This window comes from Erwinia sp. INIA01, from assembly GCF_025947915.1.
In the GTDB taxonomy this organism is placed as follows: domain Bacteria; phylum Pseudomonadota; class Gammaproteobacteria; order Enterobacterales; family Enterobacteriaceae; genus Erwinia; species Erwinia coffeiphila.
Genome location: NZ_JAPDNC010000018.1, coordinates 36,206 through 54,465, shown reverse-complemented (window position 1 = coordinate 54,465; position 18,260 = coordinate 36,206). Strand labels below are relative to the sequence as shown.

The 18,260-nt window shown below is 59.2% G+C and carries 15 protein-coding genes; 10 read left to right on the top strand and 5 right to left on the bottom strand.

Annotation, left to right across the window (positions count from 1 at the left end; genetic code table 11):
- Positions 1–27: 27 nt before the first annotated feature.
- Positions 28–873, bottom strand: coding sequence for a LysR family transcriptional regulator (locus tag OMR58_RS23585; protein WP_264547131.1), 846 nt, complete (start codon positions 871–873; stop codon positions 28–30).
- A gap of 129 nt (positions 874–1,002) precedes the next feature.
- Here OMR58_RS23585 and OMR58_RS23580 point away from each other — a divergent pair, with 129 nt between their 5' ends.
- From OMR58_RS23580 to OMR58_RS23570, 3 genes are all read left to right on the top strand, one after another.
- Entirely contained in the window at positions 1,003–2,172 is a 1,170-nt protein-coding gene (locus tag OMR58_RS23580) for a methionine aminotransferase (protein WP_264547130.1), read from the top strand.
- A 22-nt stretch (positions 2,173–2,194) separates the two neighbouring features.
- A complete protein-coding gene (locus OMR58_RS23575; protein WP_105594639.1) occupies positions 2,195–2,974 on the top strand; it encodes a transporter substrate-binding domain-containing protein in 780 nt (259 codons plus the stop codon).
- 1,096 nt (positions 2,975–4,070) lie between these two features.
- The gene (locus OMR58_RS23570; RefSeq protein ID WP_264547129.1) at positions 4,071–4,436 is read left to right on the top strand and encodes a VOC family protein; all 366 of its coding nucleotides are present in this window, start codon (positions 4,071–4,073) and stop codon (positions 4,434–4,436) included.
- A gap of 82 nt (positions 4,437–4,518) precedes the next feature.
- On the opposite strand, the gene pepT is transcribed toward OMR58_RS23570, so the two are convergent.
- Positions 4,519–5,763 (bottom strand): peptidase T, encoded by a 1,245-nt coding sequence (gene pepT / locus OMR58_RS23565; protein WP_264547128.1) that lies wholly within the window; start codon positions 5,761–5,763, stop codon positions 4,519–4,521.
- A gap of 118 nt (positions 5,764–5,881) precedes the next feature.
- On the opposite strand from pepT, the gene OMR58_RS23560 reads away from it, so the two are divergent.
- On the top strand, positions 5,882–7,474 hold the full coding sequence (locus OMR58_RS23560) for an ABC transporter substrate-binding protein (protein WP_264547127.1): 1,593 nt from the start codon (positions 5,882–5,884) through the stop codon (positions 7,472–7,474).
- A 3-nt stretch (positions 7,475–7,477) separates the two neighbouring features.
- Here OMR58_RS23560 and OMR58_RS23555 read toward each other — a convergent pair whose 3' ends face one another.
- On the bottom strand, positions 7,478–8,401 hold the full coding sequence (locus OMR58_RS23555; protein ID WP_200546921.1) for a LysR family transcriptional regulator: 924 nt from the start codon (positions 8,399–8,401) through the stop codon (positions 7,478–7,480).
- A 186-nt stretch (positions 8,402–8,587) separates the two neighbouring features.
- Here OMR58_RS23555 and OMR58_RS23550 point away from each other — a divergent pair, with 186 nt between their 5' ends.
- Both OMR58_RS23550 and OMR58_RS23545 read left to right on the top strand, forming a co-directional pair.
- Positions 8,588–10,009: a M20 family metallopeptidase gene (locus tag OMR58_RS23550; protein ID WP_264547126.1), complete on the top strand. Its 1,422-nt coding sequence runs from the start codon at positions 8,588–8,590 to the stop codon at positions 10,007–10,009.
- A complete protein-coding gene (locus OMR58_RS23545; RefSeq protein WP_264547125.1) occupies positions 10,006–11,274 on the top strand; it encodes an MFS transporter in 1,269 nt (422 codons plus the stop codon). The genes OMR58_RS23550 and OMR58_RS23545 overlap by 4 nt, the downstream gene beginning before the upstream one ends.
- 25 nt (positions 11,275–11,299) lie before the next feature.
- On the opposite strand, the gene OMR58_RS23540 is transcribed toward OMR58_RS23545, so the two are convergent.
- Positions 11,300–13,189, bottom strand: a complete 1,890-nt coding sequence (locus OMR58_RS23540) for a sigma-54-dependent Fis family transcriptional regulator (protein WP_264547124.1) — start codon at positions 13,187–13,189, stop codon at positions 11,300–11,302.
- Positions 13,190–13,192: 3 nt separating this feature from the next.
- Positions 13,193–13,360: a hypothetical protein gene (locus OMR58_RS23535; RefSeq protein WP_264547123.1), complete on the bottom strand. Its 168-nt coding sequence runs from the start codon at positions 13,358–13,360 to the stop codon at positions 13,193–13,195.
- 104 nt (positions 13,361–13,464) lie between these two features.
- Here OMR58_RS23535 and ssuD point away from each other — a divergent pair, with 104 nt between their 5' ends.
- The 4 genes from ssuD to rluF all read left to right on the top strand — a co-directional run bounded on the left by ssuD (position 13,465) and on the right by rluF (position 18,174).
- Positions 13,465–14,637: an FMNH2-dependent alkanesulfonate monooxygenase gene (gene ssuD, locus OMR58_RS23530; protein WP_200558941.1), complete on the top strand. Its 1,173-nt coding sequence runs from the start codon at positions 13,465–13,467 to the stop codon at positions 14,635–14,637.
- 11 nt (positions 14,638–14,648) lie between these two features.
- Positions 14,649–15,740, top strand: a complete 1,092-nt coding sequence (sfnG, locus tag OMR58_RS23525; protein WP_264547122.1) for a dimethylsulfone monooxygenase SfnG — start codon at positions 14,649–14,651, stop codon at positions 15,738–15,740.
- Complete coding sequence (locus tag OMR58_RS23520; protein WP_264547121.1) at positions 15,733–17,130, top strand: FAD/NAD(P)-binding protein; 1,398 nt, start codon at positions 15,733–15,735, stop codon at positions 17,128–17,130. Before sfnG ends, OMR58_RS23520 begins: the two co-directional genes overlap by 8 nt.
- A gap of 159 nt (positions 17,131–17,289) precedes the next feature.
- A complete protein-coding gene (gene rluF, locus OMR58_RS23515) occupies positions 17,290–18,174 on the top strand; it encodes a 23S rRNA pseudouridine(2604) synthase RluF (protein ID WP_200558938.1) in 885 nt (294 codons plus the stop codon).
- Positions 18,175–18,260: the final 86 nt, after the last annotated feature.

Here is an 18,260-nt window from a genome sequence, read left to right as displayed (position 1 = left end):
GACTCATTTTTCTGCGCTAAGGACCGTTTACTCGTGCGAAGAAAGCCACGCTACCAGCTCATCCAACAGCGGCGGTGACTCTTCTGCCGGTCGGCGGAGCAGGCTGTAAGCCGCGCCGGTTTTCACTCTGCCGCTGAATGGCGCAACCAGCCGCTGCATAGCCAGATCTTCCGCAATCAGCGTGACGTCCGCCACCGTCACGCCGTAGCCCTGAATGGCCGCGCTGATTGCCAGATCCATGGTGGCGAAATGCTGATTGCGCTGCATGGCAATGGACATCTGCTGCGATTTCAGCCACAGCTGCCAGTCGCGGCTGTCGGCGGTGGGATGCAAAAAAGTCATGGCGGTCAGCGTAGCGGCATCTGCGGAACGTGAAGTCAGCAGGCCACCTGCGAGAACCGGCGTCAGCTCCTCCTCGAACAGACGCAGGCCGCGCCCGCTGCTGCCGTAAAGGATCGCAGCATCATAGTGTTCCAGCAGAATGCTGTGATCGACGGTGGTAGTCAGCGAAACGTGCAGCTCGGGCCGCAGTTTCTCCAGCGCTACCAGCTTCGGCAGCAGCCAGCGCATGGCGCAGGTCGGGGCCTTAAGCCGAATTACCGCCTGTTGCCTGCTGGCCTGTGCGGCGTCGAAAATCTGCTGATAGCCTGCCTGTAACGCGGGGAGCAGGGCGGAACCCTGCGGCGTCAGGCGCAGCCCACGCGCGTGGCGATCGAACAGGCTGAAGCCCAGCCAGGCTTCCAGTGAAGCGATCTTACGGCTGACGGCCCCCTGAGTGATGCACAGTTCCCCTGCGGCACGGGTCAGATTGAGGTGGCGTGCGGTGACAATAAAAGCGTGAATGGCGTTCAGCGGCAGCGGACGCTGGGACATAGGTACACCCTGAGCTATGTTTAAAAGTCATAGCTATTATGACAACAATTCGCTTGTCGCCTCAAGCCTCGCCACGTTGAATAGCATAAGCAAGTTCACCCGACGGTTTACCCTCTGACTGGAGCTTCCATGACTATCACCTCTTCGGTGCAGCAGCGCTCAAAATTACCCGACGTCGGCACCACCATTTTCACGGTGATCGGCCAGCTTTCCGCGCAGCATAAGGCGATTAACCTTTCGCAGGGTGCGCCCAATTTCCCCTGCGACCCGGCACTGGTAGCGGGCGTCAGCAGGGCAATGCAGCAGGGCCATAACCAGTATGCGCCGATGACCGGAGTCGCGGCCCTGAAGCAGATTCTGGCGGAGAAAGTCGAAACGCTTTACGGCCAAAAATATGATGTTGCCAGCGAAGTGCTGATCACCGCCAGCGCCAGCGAAGGGCTGTACTCGGCGATTGCCGGGCTGGTGCATCCTGGCGATGAAGTGATCTTCTTCGAACCGGCTTTCGACAGCTATGCGCCCATCGTTCGCCTGCAGGGTGCCACCCCGATCGGTCTGAAGCTTCAGGTCCCGGATTTCGCCATTAACTGGGATGAAGTCAGCGCGGCGATCACCTCGCGCACCCGGATGATTATCATTAATACGCCGCACAACCCAAGTTCACAGGTGCTGAGCCGCGAGGATCTTGACCGCCTTGCCGCACTGACCCGCAACACCGATATCGTGGTGCTCTCCGACGAAGTTTATGAACATATTCTGTTTGATGGCCGCAAACATAACGGCATGGCGACGCATCCCGAACTGGCGCAGCGCAGCGTGATTGTCTCCTCCTTCGGTAAAACCTTCCACGTTACCGGCTGGCGAGTCGGTTATCTGCTGGCTCCGGCAGAGCTGATGGAAGAAGTGGTGAAAGTGCATCAGTTTATGATGTTCTCTGCCGATACGCCGATGCAGGTAGCGTTTGCCGACTATCTGCAACAGCCGGAAAACTATCTCGGGTTAGGGGCGTTTTATCAGCAAAAACGCGATTTGATGGCTTCGCTGCTGAAGGATTCGCCGTTTACCCTGCTGCCGTCCGCCGGATCGTTCTTTATGCTGGCCAGCTATGCGGATTTCAGTGACGAAACGGACAGTGAAATGGTACAACGTCTCATCGTTGATTACGGTGTGGCAACTATCCCACTGTCGGCGTTTTATACCGATGGAACCGACAATAAACTGATCCGTCTCTCTTTCGCAAAAGACGAAGCCACCTTGCAGGCTGGTGCACGCGCGCTCTGCCAGGTCAAGCCTCGCTAATCAAAATCATAAGGGGAAGTGAATGAAGAAATTGAATGCGCTGTTTGTGGCAATTGGCCTGCTGACATCCGTCTCCGCGCTGGCGCAGGAAACGCTGCGTTACGGTCTGGAATCTCAGTATCCGCCGTTTGAAAGCCGCAACGCGTCCGGTCAGCTGGAAGGGTTTGATATCGATCTGGGCAACGCGATTTGCCAGGCCGGTAACTTTAAGTGCAGCTGGGTGGAGAGTAGTTTTGATGCGCTGATCCCGGCACTGTCGGCGAAGAAGTTCGACGCCATCAACTCGGCGATGAATATTACCGAAGCGCGTGCAAAGAGCATCGGCTTCACCAAGCCTATCTACCGTATTCCAAGCATGCTGGTGGGTAAAACCGATGCAGGCCTGAAGGATGCGACCGCGGAAGCACTGAAGGGTAAGAGCATCGGCGTTCTGCAGGGCTCCATTCAGGAAACTTACGCCAAGCAGCACTGGGAGCCGAATGGCGTGACCGTAACCTCCTATCAGGATCAGAACCAGGTTTATAACGATATGGTTGCCGGTCGTCTGGACGGTACGTTGGTGATGTCTGCGGCGGGCCAGTCTGGTTTCCTCGATAAGCCACAGGGCAAGGGATTCGGTTTTATTGGCAAAGCGGTTGAGGACGATACGATTCTTGGCACCGGTATTGGTTTCGGTCTGCGTAAGGACGATACCAAGCTGAAGGGCGAGCTGGATGCGGCGATTACCAAGGTGCAGACCGACGGTACGATCACCAAGCTGGCAGCGAAGTATTTCCCGGGTATTGATGTTTCTGTGAAGTAAGCCCATTAAACCTCCGGCATGCCGCTTTGCGAGATGCCGGAGAGTGAGCATTTATCTGGCCGTTATCCTTGGGGATGGCGGTTTTTTTTGCGATGAAATTGGTGCTCGGTGCATAGCCTCTGTGGGCAATCTGCTCGTTGTATGAAATTCCTGTTGTGTAACTTTGTCTTATTGAACAGGGTTTTTGCTGATCGTTGCGGTTACATTGGTGGTCGGTGCCCAGCCTCTGCTGCTGCTCCAGGGCGGTCCTCGCGCCGCGTTGCGGTGCCCTCGGTTACGCCATTGTGCCGGTCGGACCGGCCAGGATTGAACATCCCTGTTCAAACCCGGCCTGACGCCAACATCCCTGTTGGCGTCTCCTGGCTCAATGGCTTCACCTCGGCGCTGCGGATGCCCTTACGCAGCAGCAGAGGCTGCCCCCCCTTTGGGCAATCTGCTCGCTGTATTAAATTCCTGTCGTTTAACTTTGTCTGATCGAACAGGATTTTTGCTGATCGTTGCGATTACATTGATGGTCGGGGCCCAGTATCTACTGCTGCTGCAGGGTAATCTGCTCGCTATTTTAAACATCGTGATCGTCGGTATATTCCCAGGTCCTGGACATATCAATTCTGTAATTAACCGGTGTTTTCCCGCAAAGCCTATCTGCAAGGCTTCAATATAAAGAGTGCTTTCTTTTCACCAGATGTCGATGCCTGAATTACTGAATTGTGATTCTTTCATTTCCATACAGCAGACGCTTATGCAGCAAAGCAGGTGGGCAGGTGGCTTACTGAAGGGCCATCCGCAGCGCTGAACGCAGAGAGGAAGCCCGGATTTGCCCACATGGACGTGGGCAAAAGACGCAGCCGCGCAGGACGCGCGTCTGCGGCGGTCCGTGAGGCTGACGAACGAAGAGAAGGCACAGCGAAGCTGCGCGAGGACCGGCCCGGCAGTAAGACACCCGCCCACCAGCGTGGACACTAAACTCACAGGCAACATATCCAACCCGTTAGTGCGAGCACACACCCAGCTCATCCCTACTGACAGAAACTGTCACCCCCCAACGCTATCCTTCCCGACATCAAACCAACCCACGAAATGAAAGGAAATCACCATGAACGCACTCAATTACACCATCCTCTACGTCGAAAACCCGAAAAAAAGCGCCGAATTCTACCAGCGCCTGTTCCAGACCGAACCGGTCGTGACGGAGGACATCTACTACATGTTCGTCCTGCAAACCAGCCGCCTGGGACTGTGGGCAATCGACGACACCCAGCCGCCGGCAACCAAAGGCCCAAGCCAGTCGGAACTGGTCTTCACCCTCGGAAGCCGCGCAGAAGTGGATGCCTGCTGCCGCCTGTGGCAGCAGCACGGCGCGGAAATCCTCCAGCAGCCGAGCGAAATGGACTTCGGCTATACCTTTACCTGCAGCGACCCGGACGGTCACCGCCTGCGCGTATACGTTTACGAGGAATAACAGCATGAAAATCGGTGACTGACAGCCGCGCCGGGCGGCGGGTCATTGATACAGAAGCGGGCAGAGCCTGCCCGCTAACAGGTTACTTAACGAAAGGACGTGCCGCCAGCAGGCAGATTTTCTCCGCCAGCTCGTAGGACTTCACAAACGAGGGAATCGGCAGAAACTCAAACTTAGAATGGAAATTATGCGCGCCGGTAAAGAAATTCGGCGTCAGCAGACCTTTCGCCGACAGCGCCGCGCCGTCGGTGCCGCCGCGCATCGGGATCACCTTCGGCTCTACGCCAATCTCCTCCAGCGCCGCAAAAATCAGATCGATGGGCAGGCGATCTTCACCAATGGCGTTGCTGATATTGCTGTAGGTATCGCTGATGCTCACCTCAACGCGCCCGGTCGGATAGCTTTTACGAATAATCTCCGCCACATCGTGGATCTGCTGCTTGCGTCCGGCGAAGCTTGCCAGATCGAAATCGCGAATGGATGCCTTCAGCACCGCTTCGCTGGCGTTGGCATGCATATCGTTAAACCAGGTGTAGCCTTCGCGGCCCTCGGTGTGCTCCGGCGTCTGTTGGCGATCGAAGTGGCCGATAAAATCCCACGCCATCAGCAGTGGGTTGACCAGCACACCCTTGCCGGACATCGGGTGCGCGGTCACGCCGGTCAGGCGGATCTCTGCCGCCGCCGCGTTAAAGTTCTCATACACCACTTCGCCCAGCTCGCAGCAGTCAATGGTATAAGCAAAATCCACCTTAAAACGGGATTCCAGGTCCAGCGCCTTAGCGCCGCGCAGGCCGATCTCTTCATCCGGCACAAAAGCCATCACGATATCGCCAACCGGGGCATCGGCAGGCAGATGTTCCAGCAGCGTCATCGCTACGGTGACGGCGGCTTTGTTGTCCGCGCCCAGCACCGAGGTACCGTCGCTGAAAATAATCTCCTGGCCGAGATAGGCGTTGATCTCCGGGTGCTCAGCGGTGCGCAGCCAGATGTCCTGCTCCTTATTCAGGCACAGATCTTTACCCTCAAAACGCAGCGTCTGCGGATGAATATGCGGCGACAGGCCAACGTCGACGGTATCGATATGGGTTATGAAGCCGATTTTCGGTGCGCCCGGCGTATTGCCCGGCCTGACGGCGGTCACGGTGGCAAATTCATCGATTACCACATCCTGCAAACCCAGCTGGGTCAGCTCTTCCGCCAGCAGCCGGGCCATGTCGTGCTGTTCGGGCGTACTGGGCAGGATGGTGGCGGCGGCATCGCTCTGGCTGGTGACCGCCAGATAGCGGTAAAAACGGTCGGTCAGCTTCTGCGCGAGGGAGTCAGTCATCAGGATTCCTTAATCGTTGCTCAGCATATCGCTGTATTTATGTCATATTTATCACTCAGATACTCTCTGGTTTTACGCACCACCCCCTGACAATGTCAAATAAAAAGCGAGGATGGAGATGAAGAAAGCGGTACTGGGCACGCTGTTGACGGCGCTGGCAATCTCAATGGCCTCTGCGGCATCGGCAAAAACACTGGTGTACTGTTCTGAAGGATCGCCGGAAAACTTTAACCCGCAGCTTTACACCTCCGGCACCAGCGTGGATGCCAGCGCGGTGCCGGTTTACAACCGGCTGGTGGACTTTACGCCGGGCACCACCGAACTGATCCCAAGCCTGGCGGAAAGCTGGGATATCTCTGAAGACGGTACGGTGTACACCTTCCATCTGCGCAAGGGCGTCAAGTTTCAGAGCAACAAAGCGTTTAAGCCCACGCGCGATTTTAACGCCGATGATGTGATCTTCTCGTTTATGCGCCAGAAAGATCCGGCCAACCCCTATCACAATGTCTCTAACGGCACCTATGCCAACTTCGAAAGCCTGGAGTTTGGTTCGCTGCTGAAAAATATCGAGAAAGTGGACGACCACACCGTACGCTTTACGCTTGCTCATGCCGAAGCGCCGTTCCTTGCCGATCTGGCCTGGTACTTTGCCTCGATTCTCTCTGCCGAATATGCCGACGCGATGCTGAAAGCCGGTACGCCGGAGAAGGTGGACAGCGTGCCGATCGGCACCGGTCCGTTCGAGCTGGTGCAGTATCAGAAGGACTCGCGCATTCTCTACCGCGCCTTCCCGGAATACTGGCAGGGCAAGGCGAAGCTTGACCGACTGGTCTTCAGCATCGTGCCGGATGCTTCGGTGCGTGCCGCCAAGCTGGAGAAAAACGAGTGCCAGGTGATGCCGTTCCCTAATCCCGCCGACCTGAAGCGGCTGGGTGAAAACCCGAATATCACTCTGGAGCAGAAAGCCGGGCTGAACACTGGCTTCCTCGCGTTCAACACCCAGAAAGCGCCGATGGATAACGTCAAAGTGCGCCAGGCGCTGACGCTGGCGATCAACAAACCGGCGATTATTGAGGCAGTCTTCCAGGGGACCGGCACCGCTGCGAAAAACCTGCTGCCGCCGGGCGTGTGGAGCGCCGCCGAAGATATGCAGGACTACGCATACGATCCGGAAAAGGCGAAAACACTGCTAAAAGAAGCGGGTATCGCGCCGGGCACCGCCGTTGAGCTGTGGGCGATGCCGGTTCAGCGCCCGTATAATCCGAATGCTAAACGTATGGCGGAGATGATTCAGGCGGACTGGCAGAAGGTCGGCATCAAAGCCACTATCGTCACCTTTGAGTGGGGCGAATACCTCAAACGGGTGAAAAACGGCGAGCATCAGGCGGCGCTGATGGGATGGACCACCGCCACCGGCGACCCGGACAACTTCTTCGGCCCGCTGTTTAGCTGTACTTCGGCTAACGGCGGTTCGAACTCGTCGAAATGGTGCTATCAGCCGTTTGACCAGCTGATTACCAAAGCCCGCGCCGAGCAGAACCACGAAAAACGCGTGGAGATGTACCGCGAAGCGCAGCAGATTATGCACGACCAGGCCCCGGCGGTGATGATTGCTCACTCAACGATCTTTGAGCCGGTGCGCAAAGAGGTCAGCGGCTATGAGGTTGATCCGTTCGGCAAACATATTTTCTATCCGGTGGATATTAAATAATCGCTAAAAGTCGTAACGCGTTCTTATACGTTCATCCTGCTGCTTCAGCTCATGCTGGGCGAATTCCAGGAACAGCGCCAGCGCGGCGGAGTGCGGGCGGCCAATCGCGGTTTGCACCTGTAGCGAGCGCTGGCTGAGCTGTTCGCTGCCGAGCGACTTCAGTACCAGGCCCTGTTCTTCGGCCTGGTACATCACCGTAAACTGGCTGCAGATGGTGATGGCCTGCGGCGTGCTCAGCAGGAAGGAGTAGAGCGTGCTGAAGTTATTACAGGTCAGAGTGGGCTCCACAAAGGTGCCGCTCATCCGGCAGGAGAGATCGAAAAGCTGACGCACCGTGGTGCCCGCATCCGGCAGCGCCAGCGGCCAGGCCAGCAGGTCGGACAGTTGAATCCGCTGATGTGCCAGCGGGTGATTTTGCTGCATCACCAGCAGCACCGGTGCAGACCAGGCGGCCACCACATCCACGCCGCGCTCCGGGTGCAGGCTGAACTGAAAGGCGACGTCGCATTCGCCACGGCGAATCACTTCCGCCACCTCCAGCGCGCTGCCTACCGTCAGATGAAAGCTGACCCCCGGATGTAACTGGCGAAACTCAGTAAACAGCACCGGCAGCAGGCTGAACGCCATGCCGTCGGTACAGGCCACACGCAGCGCGATGCGCCGCACCGCCTTCAGCCCCTTAATCTCCGCAATGGCGTGTTCCATATCCATCATGCTTTTCCGCACGTGGTTCTCAAATATTTGCCCGGCGTCGTTCAGCACCATGCCGCGCGCATGGCGCTCAAACAGCGGTGCGCCGACTCTGGCCTCCAGCCGCTGGATCTGGCGACTGATAGCGGAAACGGCGACGAACAGCTGCTGGCTGGCGGCGCTTAGCGAGCCGCTGCTGGCAACGGCCAGAAAATAGCGAATTTCAGTGCTGTGCATAGCGGTGCTCTTTAACGGTGCGCGATCGGTGATGGTGCAGATGAGCATTGCTTTTAAAGCAAGTCTCGTTTGTTATTTTGATAATTGTGGCAAAGCTGAATATTAGCTTAGATGGAGTGATAACAACATCGATCCGCGAAAGAGATCGTTAAAACGCAAACCAACACATAACTACGGAAAAAGTCTATGACAGCTGAACAGGCAGTAGCCCGCGCGACGGCGTATTTTGACAGCGGGGAGTTTAAGCGCGTGCTAGCGAAGCGCGTGGCGATACGCAGTGAAAGCCAGCGCGACGATCGCGATGAGATTATCCAGCGCTATTATGACGAAGAGATGATCCCGGCGATGCAGGGGCTGGGGTTTGCCTGCCAGCAGCTGCCGAACCCGCAGGCACCGGCGCGTCCGTTCCTGCTGGCGACGCGTATTGAAGCCCCCGCGCTGCCCACCGTGCTGTGCTACGGCCACGGCGACGTGGTGTTCGGTGACGATGAAAACTGGCGCAGCGGGCTGGACCCGTGGCAGCTGGTGGAAGAGGGCGACCGCTGGTACGGTCGAGGCAGCGCCGATAATAAAGGCCAGCACTCGGTGAATATCGCCGCGCTGGAGCAGGTGATTGCCGCGCGCGGTTCGCTGGGCTTTAACTGCAAGTTCCTGTTTGAAATGGGGGAGGAAGTCAGCTCCCCCGGCCTGGCGCAGCTGTGCCGGGATCGCCAGACCGATCTGGCCGCCGATATCTTTATCGCCTCCGACGGCCCGCGCCTGAACGCGGAACGCCCGACGCTGTTCCTCGGCTCGCGCGGGGCGGTGAACTTCCGTCTGAGCATTCACGCCCGCGACCGCGACTACCACTCGGGCAACTGGGGCGGCCTGCTGACCAATCCCGGCACCCAGCTTGCGAATGCGCTGGCCTGCCTGGTCAATCAGCACGGTCAGCTGCAGGTGGCCGCGCTAAAACCCCCGGCCATCAGCGCGGCGGTTAAGGCTATTCTGGATGATATTACCGTGGGTGAAGGCGACGGCCCGGCTATCGATCCCGCCTGGGGTGAAGCGGGGCTGACGCCAACCGAGCGGCTTTACGGCTGGAATACGCTGGAGGTGCTCAGCTTCCTGACCGGCAACCCGGCGCGGCCGATGAACGCCATCCCCGGCAGCGCCACGGCGGTGTGCCAGCTGCGCTTTGTGGTGGATACCGACTGGCAGCACATCGGCGAGCACCTGCGCGAGCATCTGGATCGCCACGGTTTCCCGCAGGTTGAGGTTGAAGTGCTGCGCGGCTCCCCGGCCACCCGGCTTGATCCGACCGACCCGCTGGTCGGCTGGGCGCTGGCGCTGATGGCGGAAACCAGCGGCAAAAAACCGGCGCTGCTGCCGAATCTGGGCGGTTCGCTGCCGAATGATGTCTTTGCCGATATCCTCGGCCTGCCCACGCTGTGGGTGCCGCACTCCTATCCGGCCTGCGGCCAGCACGCGGTGGATGAGCACATGCTGAAGTCCATCGCGCGCGAGGGATTACAGATGATGACCCGGCTGTTCTGGGATCTGGGGGAACAGGGAAGCGCACTGCTGGCGCGCCATCAGGCCCATCGTGCGCAGGGAGGTGCAAAATGAGTACCACCGTTCAGACACCTGCGGCGGTCAAGCCGAATCTGTATAAAACCCTGTTTGCCACCTGCGTCGGTAACGCGCTGGAGTGGTTTGATATCGCGGTTTACGGTTTCTTCGCCAGCTATATCGCCCATGCGTTTTTCCCAACCGAAGATCCATCTGTATCGCTGCTGCTAACCTTCGGCAGCTTCGGCGTGTCGTTCCTGATCCGCCCGCTCGGGGCAATTGTGCTGGGTGCCTACGCCGACCGCGTCGGGCGCAAGAAGGCGCTGCTGCTGTCGATTATGCTGATGATGGTCGGCGGGCTGATCATCACCGTGATGCCGACCTACAGCAGCATCGGAGTGATTGCACCGATTATGATCCTGCTGGCAAGGCTGATTCAGGGCTTCTCCGCAGGCGGCGAGTTCGGTAGCTCCACCGCGTTTCTGGTTGAGCATTTCCCGGAGCGCCGCGCGTTTATCGCCAGCTGGCAGTTCGCCACGCAGGGGGCCAGTACGCTGATGGCGTCTGCCTTTGGCCTGGGGCTGACGGCCTGGCTGACCGAAGCGCAGATCCAGGAGTGGGGCTGGCGTATTCCGTTCGCCTTCGGCCTGCTGATCGGTCCGGTAGGGCTGTATATTCGCCGCCACGTGCATGAACCGGCCAGCTTCGTCAGCCAGGAAAAACACGCCGCGCCGCTGAAAACGCTGATGGGCCAGCAGAAAAACCTGCTGCTGCTGGCGATGGGGCTGATGGTGATCTCCACCGGCGTGAACTACATGCTCAACTACGTGCCGACCTACGCCACCAAAAACCTGCATCTGCCGGGATCGACGGCGTTTACCGCTACGCTGGTGGCCGGGATTATTCTGACGGTGGTGACGCCGCTGATGGGGCTGTGGGCGGAAAAAGTCGGGCGTCTGCCGCTGATGTGGGGCTCGCTGATTCTGCTGGCGGTAACCATTTATCCGGCGTTCCTGCTGGTGGTGAATCACACCAGTCCAACCACGCTGATCCTGCTGGTCGGCTGGATGGCGCTGCTGAAATCGGTCTACTTCTCAACGGTACCGTCGATGATGGCCGATCTGTTCCCCATGACCACCCGCGCCAGCGGCATGGCCATCAGCTATAACGTGGCGGTGACGGTGTTTGGCGGCTTTGCGCCGCTGATCTGTACCCTGCTGATTAGCCTGACCGGCAGCAGCCTGGCACCGAGCTATTATCTGATGCTGCTGGCCCTGTTCAGCGCGGTGGCATTGTTCCACAGCCAGCGCCGGGTACGCTAAACATCCTTAAAATGTGACATTGTCACTAATCGTGCCATAACGCCTCGCGCACCTTCACCGCGCGAGGCAACAATCCCAGAGCATAAAAGCGGTCGGCGATGGTCTGCTGTTCGCGGATCACCGCCAGATCCATCCGCTTCGTCTGATGGCTGCGGCGCACCAGCGCGTCCGACAGCGCCTGCGGTGCCAGGCCCAGTTCCGTTGCCAGCAGCGCGCTGGCCTCTTTACGATTACCGTCAATATAGCGCCCGGTTTGCTCCAACGCCGCCAGTAGCGTATGCAGCAGATCGGCAGAGTGCGCGGCGAACTCGCGGTGGGTGAGGTAAAACTGATGATTGTTTACCCGGCCACGCCCGTCGCCGACCACCCGCAGCTGTCCGTCATACTCCGCCGCGCTGAGTAGCGGGTCCCACATCATCCAGGCATCCACCGCGTGATGATCGCTTGGCGTCAGCGGATATTTCGGCGGCGCGTAAACCACCCGCACGTCCGCGAGGCTCATATCCGCCTCATCCAGCATCTGTACCAGCAGATAGTGCACGTTGGAACCTTTGTTCACCGCAATGCGCTTACCGCGCAGATCGGCAATCGTGCGGATCGGGCTGTCGTTAGCCACCATCAGCGCCACGCTCTGCGGCGCGGCCGGTTCCCAGGCCACGTAAAGCAGCGGGCTGCCGCTGGCCTGGGCGAACACCGGGGGAACTTCGCCGGTGGTGCCGAAATCAATCTCATGATGGGTCAGCGCATGCAGCAGCTGTGGCCCGGCGGGAAATTCACTCCACAGTACGCTGATCCCCCGGCTGGCAAACTCCGCTTCCAGGCTTTGCCGCGCTTTAAGAATGCCGAGATTGCCGAATTTCTGATAGCCGATGCGCAGTTCGCGTTCCTGCGGCGCGGCTGGGGCGGCATCGAAACGCAGGCCGCGTGCGGTACTGCGCCGCGCCTTGATCAGCCCCAGATGGCCGAGATGCGTGCGCAGCGTGTTGCGGCTGACGCCCAGCAGTGCGGCGGTTTGTAGCTGGTTACCGTCGCTCAGTTCAAACGCATTACGCACCAGCGAATCCAGCACCCGCTGGTAAATCTGCCCGCTGTCAACGCTCAGCTGCTGGCGTAGAAAGCGATCCAGCGCCAGTTCGCTGGCGGGTTGCGGGTCCAGCGCCACCGGGTTAAGCCGCAGGTGCTGCGGCGCGATCACCGCCTCGCGGCTGAGCAGCACGGCATTGTGCAGGGTATTTTCCAGCTCGCGGATATTGCCCGGCCACGGATAATCCATCAGCGTGGCGACGGTATCCTCCGCCAGCCGCAGCTGTGGCCGCCCGAGTCGGGTGGCATATACCTTGAGGAAATGATCCGCCAGCAGGGGAATATCCTCGCGGCGCTGGCGCAGCGGCGGCAGGGTCACCGCTGCGACGTTCAGACGATAATAGAGGTCTTCCCTGAAGCGGCGTTCGCGGATCGCCTGCGCCAGATCGACGTGGGTGGCGGCAATCACCCGCACGTTAACCTTCACCGGGCGGCGCGATCCCACCCGGGTGACTTCACGCTCCTGTAGCACCCTCAGCAGCTTCACCTGAAGCGGCAGGCTCAGTTCGCCGATTTCATCCAGCAGCAGGGTTCCCCCTTCCGCCGCCTCAAACCAGCCCTGGTGGCGCTCCGCCGCGCCGGTAAAAGCGCCTTTTTCGTGACCAAACAGCTCAGATTCCGCCAGGGTTTCGGTCAGCGCCCCGCAGTTTACCGCCAGAAAAGGCTCGCCGCGCCGCGCGCTGTGATGATGCAGATAGCGCGCCACCACCTCTTTACCGGTGCCGGTTTCGCCGACGATCAGCACCGTGGCATCGGTCGGTGCCAGCCTGTCCAGCACGCTCTGAAAGGCGATAGAGGCCGGGTCAATCAGTATAGGGGCGGGGTTTTGCATGCTTCACTCCTGCGGGATAGCGTCTGCGGCCAGAGTATCCTGGCGCGGAAGCGGCGACGAGAGGGGTAAACGGCCGGGCTGCTGCAATTGCAGCAGAAGATCATCATTCGCTGCTGCAAATGCAGCAAAAATTAATAACGAAGAAATTTTTAATGCACTGATTTTTAACAATAAAAACTCAATAAAGAATTGGCATACTTCCTGCTTAGTGTTTTATAACCAAAGCGTAACTTTCTAATGAATAAATTCAGATGTAGTTATATAGGAAATGGCAAATGAGCGAGTCGGTACAGGACAACATCAACGTATTCTGGTTTCTGCCCACCCACGGTGACGGGCGTTACCTGGGGACCGCTGAAGGCGGGCGGGCAGTCGATCTTCCCTATTTACAGCAGGTTGCGCTGGCGGCGGACAATCTTGGCTATTACGGCGTGCTGATCCCCACGGGCAAAAGCTGCGAGGATTCCTGGCTGGTCGCCTCGGCGCTGGCACCGATGACTCGCCGCCTGCGCTATCTGGTGGCGGTTCGTCCTGGATTACAGCCACCCAGCCTGGCTGCGCGCATGGCGGCAACCCTTGACCGCCTGTCAGAAGGACGGCTGCTCATCAACGTGGTCACCGGGGGCGATCCGGTCGAGAACCGGGGTGACGGCATTTTCCTCAGCCACGCCGACCGCTATCAGGTCACACGAGAGTTCCTTGATGTCTATTCCCGCCTGCTGAAAGGCGAAAAGGTAGATTACGACGGTACACATATCCGTGTGGAAGGCGCTGAAATTCTCTTCCCGCCGGTACAGGAAAACGGCCCGCCTCTCTACTTCGGCGGCTCGTCGGATGAAGCGATCGACGTGGCTGCCAATCAGGTAGATACCTACCTGACGTGGGGCGAACCGCTTGAGCAGGTGGCCGAAAAGCTGGCCGTGGTGCGTCAGCGCGCCGAGCAGCGCGGTCGTCAACTCGACTACGGCATCCGCCTGCACGTTATCGTGCGGGAAACCGAAGAGGAGGCGTGGGCCGCAGCCGACAAACTGATTGCCCATCTGGATGACGACACCATCGCCAGCGCGCAGAAAATCTTTGCCCGCATGGATTCTACCGGGCAGGCGCGAATGAGCGCACTGCACAGCGGATCGCGAGACGACCTGCGCATTGCGCCGAACCTGTGGGCGGGCGTTGGTCTGGTACGCGGCGGGGCGGGCACCGCACTGGTGGGGAACCCGCAGCAGGTTGCAGCACGTATCCGCGAATATCAGGCACTGGGGATCACCAATTTTATCTTCTCCGGGTATCCGCATCTTGAAGAAGCACACCGTTTTGCCGAGCTGGTTATGCCACTGCTGCCGCTGGCGACAAACGGTGAAAAACGTCAGGGAACGGTCAATACCGGACCATTTGGTGAAACGATTGGCGGCGACCGCCGGCCACAAAAGCAGACCAGCGTGAGCTGAGGAGAACAACAATGAGCCAACAACCTATTCAATTCGCCTACTGGGTACCGAACGTTTCCGGCGGCCTGGTGATCAGTAATATTCCGCAGCGTACCAGCTGGGACTTTGACTACAACCGCAAGCTGGCGCAGATTGCCGAACGCGCCGGGTTTGACTACGCGCTGACCCAGATCCGCTTTACTGCCGGATACGGCGCGGATAACCAGCATGAGTCGGTCAGCTTTTCACTGGGGCTGCTGGGGGCGACGGAAAAACTGAAGGTGATTGCCGCGCTGCTGCCCGGTCCGTGGAACCCGACCCTGGCCGCCAAGCAGATCGCCACCATCAGCCATCTGAGCAACGCGCGCATTGCGGTTAACATCGTCAGCGGCTGGTTCCGTGGCGAGTTCAAAGCCATCGGTGAGCCGTGGCTCGATCACGAAGAGCGCTATCTGCGTTCGGAAGAGTTTATCCGCTGCCTGAAAGGGATCTGGCAGGAGGAGAGCTTTACCTTTGCCGGTGATTTCTATCGCTACCGTGATTATTCTCTGAAGCCGAAGCCGCTGTCGCCGCGCCCGGAAATTTTCCAGGGCGGCAGCTCCCGCGCCGCTCGCGATATGGCCTCGCGCGTGTCGGACTGGTACTTCACCAACGGCAACACCGTGGACGGCATCCGTCAGCAGGTGGAGGATATTCAGCGCAAGGCGGCCTATAATCAGCACCAGGTTAAAGTCGGCGTCAACGGCTTTGTTATCGCCCGCGACAGCGAGCAGGAAGCACAGCAGGTGCTGCAGGAGATCCTCGACCACGCCAACCCGGATGCGGTAAAAGGCTTCCAGCACGAAGTGAAAAATGCCGGCAGCGCCTCCCCGGAGGGCGAAGGCAACTGGGCAAAATCAACCCTGGAGGATCTGGTGCAGTACAACGACGGTTTCAAAACCAATCTGATCGGCACGCCGCAGCAGATCGCCGAACGCATTATCGCGCTGAAAGAAGCGGGTGTGAGCCTGATGCTGCTGGGCTTCCTGCACTTCCAGGAAGAGGTGGAGTTCTTTGGTCGTGAGGTTATTCCGCTGGTGCGCGAGCTGGAACGGCAGAAAGAGCGGGAACTGGCGCATGGCTGATCGCCATATCGCGATCGTCGGCGGCGGTTTCAGCGGCACCGCGCTGGCCATCCATCTGGCGCGCGGCGGCCATGCCGGGCTGAAGGTCACGGTGATTGAACCGCGCGACGGCGTGGCGCAGGGCGTGGCCTACGGCAGCCGCGATCCGGCGCACCGCATTAACGTACCCGCTGACCGCATGCAGCTGACCGCTGCGGAACAGGGCGACTTTGACCGCTGGTTCCGCGCTTCGGCGGCTTACGATGCTGACCCGGCGGCACGCTGGCAGGACGGGCGGGTTTATCCGCAGCGCGGTCAGTTCGCCGGCTACATCGCCGGGCTGTTTGCCGAGGCGCAAAGGCAGTCACCGGTGGTTCTGCGCCATCTGCGCGACCGCGCCGTGGCGCTGGAAAACGGTGAAGTCATTACCGCCAGCGGTGAACGACTGCGGGTGGATGAGCTGGTACTGGCAATCAGCCATCCGCCGCCTGCACTGCCGCGCGCCATTGCGCTGGCGCTGGAAGGGCATCCGGGACTGGTTGCCGATCCGTGGCGTAACAACGCGCTGGCGGATATCGCGCCTGATGAATCCATTGCGATTATTGGCAGCGGTCTGACCATGGCCGATACCGTGGCAACGTTACACCGTCACGGTCATCGTGGGCCTATTGTGGCCTTTTCACGCCGTGGCCTGCTGCCGCGTTCTAATCTCAGCGGCAGCTTTGAGCCGAGAGTGCTGGATTACGCTGTTCCGCAGCAGGATTCTGCACTCGGCTGGCTGCGGCGCATTCGTCGTGAGGTGAAACTTGCCGCCGCAGAAGGGCTGCCGTGGCAGCTGGTGCTGGATGATATCCGCCAGAATGGTCAGGCCATCTGGCAGCAGCTGTCGCTCTCCGAACAGCGGCGTTTCCTGCGACATTTGCGCCCGTGGTGGGATGTTCACCGCTACCGCATCGCCCCACAGGTCAATGCGGTGCTGGAACAGTGGCAGAGCAGCGGACAGCTGCAGGTGCTGGCCGCGCGTTTACAGTCCATTACGACGGAAGGGAACGCGATCCAGCTGGATTTACGTTCCCGTCGAGGCGCAGTCCGCACCCTGAAGGTCGATCGCCTGATTGTCACCACCGGACCGGCGCACGGCGGGCTGCTGCAAAGCGATGCGCTGCTGCACCAGCTGGCGCAGGACGGTGTGATCCAGCCGGACGAGCTGGCGCTGGGCATTAAGGTTAACGGCCGTTCGCAGACCATTAATCGCTTTGGCGCACCGAATCTGCACCTTTACGTGGCTGGCCCCGCCGCTCGCGGTCGTTTCGGTGAACTGATGGGGCTGCCGCAGGTGGCCGAACATGCAGAAAGCGTTGCCCGCCAGCTGCTGGCAGCTTGCTCCGGGCCGGGGGAATCGGGGCAGTAAGCCTGTTTTTTATTCAATATTAAAGCACGGTCTTCCCCGTCGCAGGCCAGAAAAACGGCTTCGCGGCGGTGGAATGTCGCGCTTTCAACAAAATCTGCATTTTTTACTCCAGGCTTGCCCGGCGGTAAGGTATAGTCCGCTTTTTTGCACGGGGGTAACATGCTGACCAACTCAACGACACGTCTTAATAAATACATCAGCGAAAGCGGAATCTGCTCTCGCCGCGATGCCGACCGCTATATCGAACAGGGAAATGTTTTTATCAACGGCAAGCGCGCCACGGTGGGCGATCGGGTGTCGGACGGTGATGTTGTTAAAGTTAACGGTCAGCTGATAGAACCGCGCGATGCCGAAGATCTGGTGCTGATTGCGCTGAATAAACCGGTGGGTATCGTCAGTACCACCGAAGACGGCGAGAAAGACAACATTGTTGATTTCGTTAACCACAGCAAGCGCATTTTCCCCATCGGCCGACTGGATAAAGACTCGCAGGGGCTGATCTTCCTGACCAACCACGGCGACCTGGTCAACAAGATCCTGCGTGCCGGTAACAACCACGAGAAAGAGTACCTGGTGACCGTCAACAAGCCGGTTACCGAAGAGTTTATTCGCGGGCTGGGTGCCGGGGTGCCGATGCTGGGCACGGTGACCAAGAAATGTAAGGTGAAGAAAGAGTCGACCTTCGTTTTCCGCATCATTCTGGTTCAGGGACTTAACCGCCAGATCCGCCGTATGGCCGAGCACTTCGGCTATGAAGTGACCAAGCTGGAACGCACGCGAATCATGAACGTCAGCCTGAAGGGCGTGCCGCCGGGCGAATGGCGCGATCTGACCGATGACGAGCTGATCGACCTGTTCAAACTGATTGAAGACTCCAGCTCGGAAGACGCCTCGGCTAAAAAGTCACCGCCGAAATCCTCCCCGCAGAAAAAACCTGCCGGAGCCAAACCGGGGGCTAAGTCGGGCGAGAAAAGTGCCGGAGCGGGAGCTGCCGCCGGGCGCAAGCGTTTCACTCAGCCGGGGCGCAAGAAGAAAGGGCGCTAGAATAAATTTTGGCGTGTCCGTCAGCGGTTAAGGCGATGGTTGCGGCCCGCTGATAGCCGGAGGGCAGGAATCGGGCGCAGGGCCCT

Bases quoted from the DNA above. Each gene is read 5' to 3' on its own strand.
- OMR58_RS23550 (WP_264547126.1), top strand. From the start codon at position 8,588: ATGACAGCTGAACAGGCAGTAGCCCGCGCGACGGCGTATTTTGACAGC.
- OMR58_RS23545 (WP_264547125.1), top strand. From the start codon at position 10,006: ATGAGTACCACCGTTCAGACACCTGCGGCGGTCAAGCCGAATCTGTAT.
- OMR58_RS23570 (WP_264547129.1), top strand. From the start codon at position 4,071: ATGAACGCACTCAATTACACCATCCTCTACGTCGAAAACCCGAAAAAA.
- pepT (WP_264547128.1), bottom strand. From the start codon at position 5,763: ATGACTGACTCCCTCGCGCAGAAGCTGACCGACCGTTTTTACCGCTAT.
- rluF (WP_200558938.1), top strand. From the start codon at position 17,290: ATGCTGACCAACTCAACGACACGTCTTAATAAATACATCAGCGAAAGC.
- OMR58_RS23520 (WP_264547121.1), top strand. From the start codon at position 15,733: ATGGCTGATCGCCATATCGCGATCGTCGGCGGCGGTTTCAGCGGCACC.
- sfnG (WP_264547122.1), top strand. From the start codon at position 14,649: ATGAGCCAACAACCTATTCAATTCGCCTACTGGGTACCGAACGTTTCC.
- ssuD (WP_200558941.1), top strand. From the start codon at position 13,465: ATGAGCGAGTCGGTACAGGACAACATCAACGTATTCTGGTTTCTGCCC.
- OMR58_RS23540 (WP_264547124.1), bottom strand. From the start codon at position 13,189: ATGCAAAACCCCGCCCCTATACTGATTGACCCGGCCTCTATCGCCTTT.
- OMR58_RS23580 (WP_264547130.1), top strand. From the start codon at position 1,003: ATGACTATCACCTCTTCGGTGCAGCAGCGCTCAAAATTACCCGACGTC.
- OMR58_RS23555 (WP_200546921.1), bottom strand. From the start codon at position 8,401: ATGCACAGCACTGAAATTCGCTATTTTCTGGCCGTTGCCAGCAGCGGC.
- OMR58_RS23575 (WP_105594639.1), top strand. From the start codon at position 2,195: ATGAAGAAATTGAATGCGCTGTTTGTGGCAATTGGCCTGCTGACATCC.
- OMR58_RS23585 (WP_264547131.1), bottom strand. From the start codon at position 873: ATGTCCCAGCGTCCGCTGCCGCTGAACGCCATTCACGCTTTTATTGTC.
- OMR58_RS23560 (WP_264547127.1), top strand. From the start codon at position 5,882: ATGAAGAAAGCGGTACTGGGCACGCTGTTGACGGCGCTGGCAATCTCA.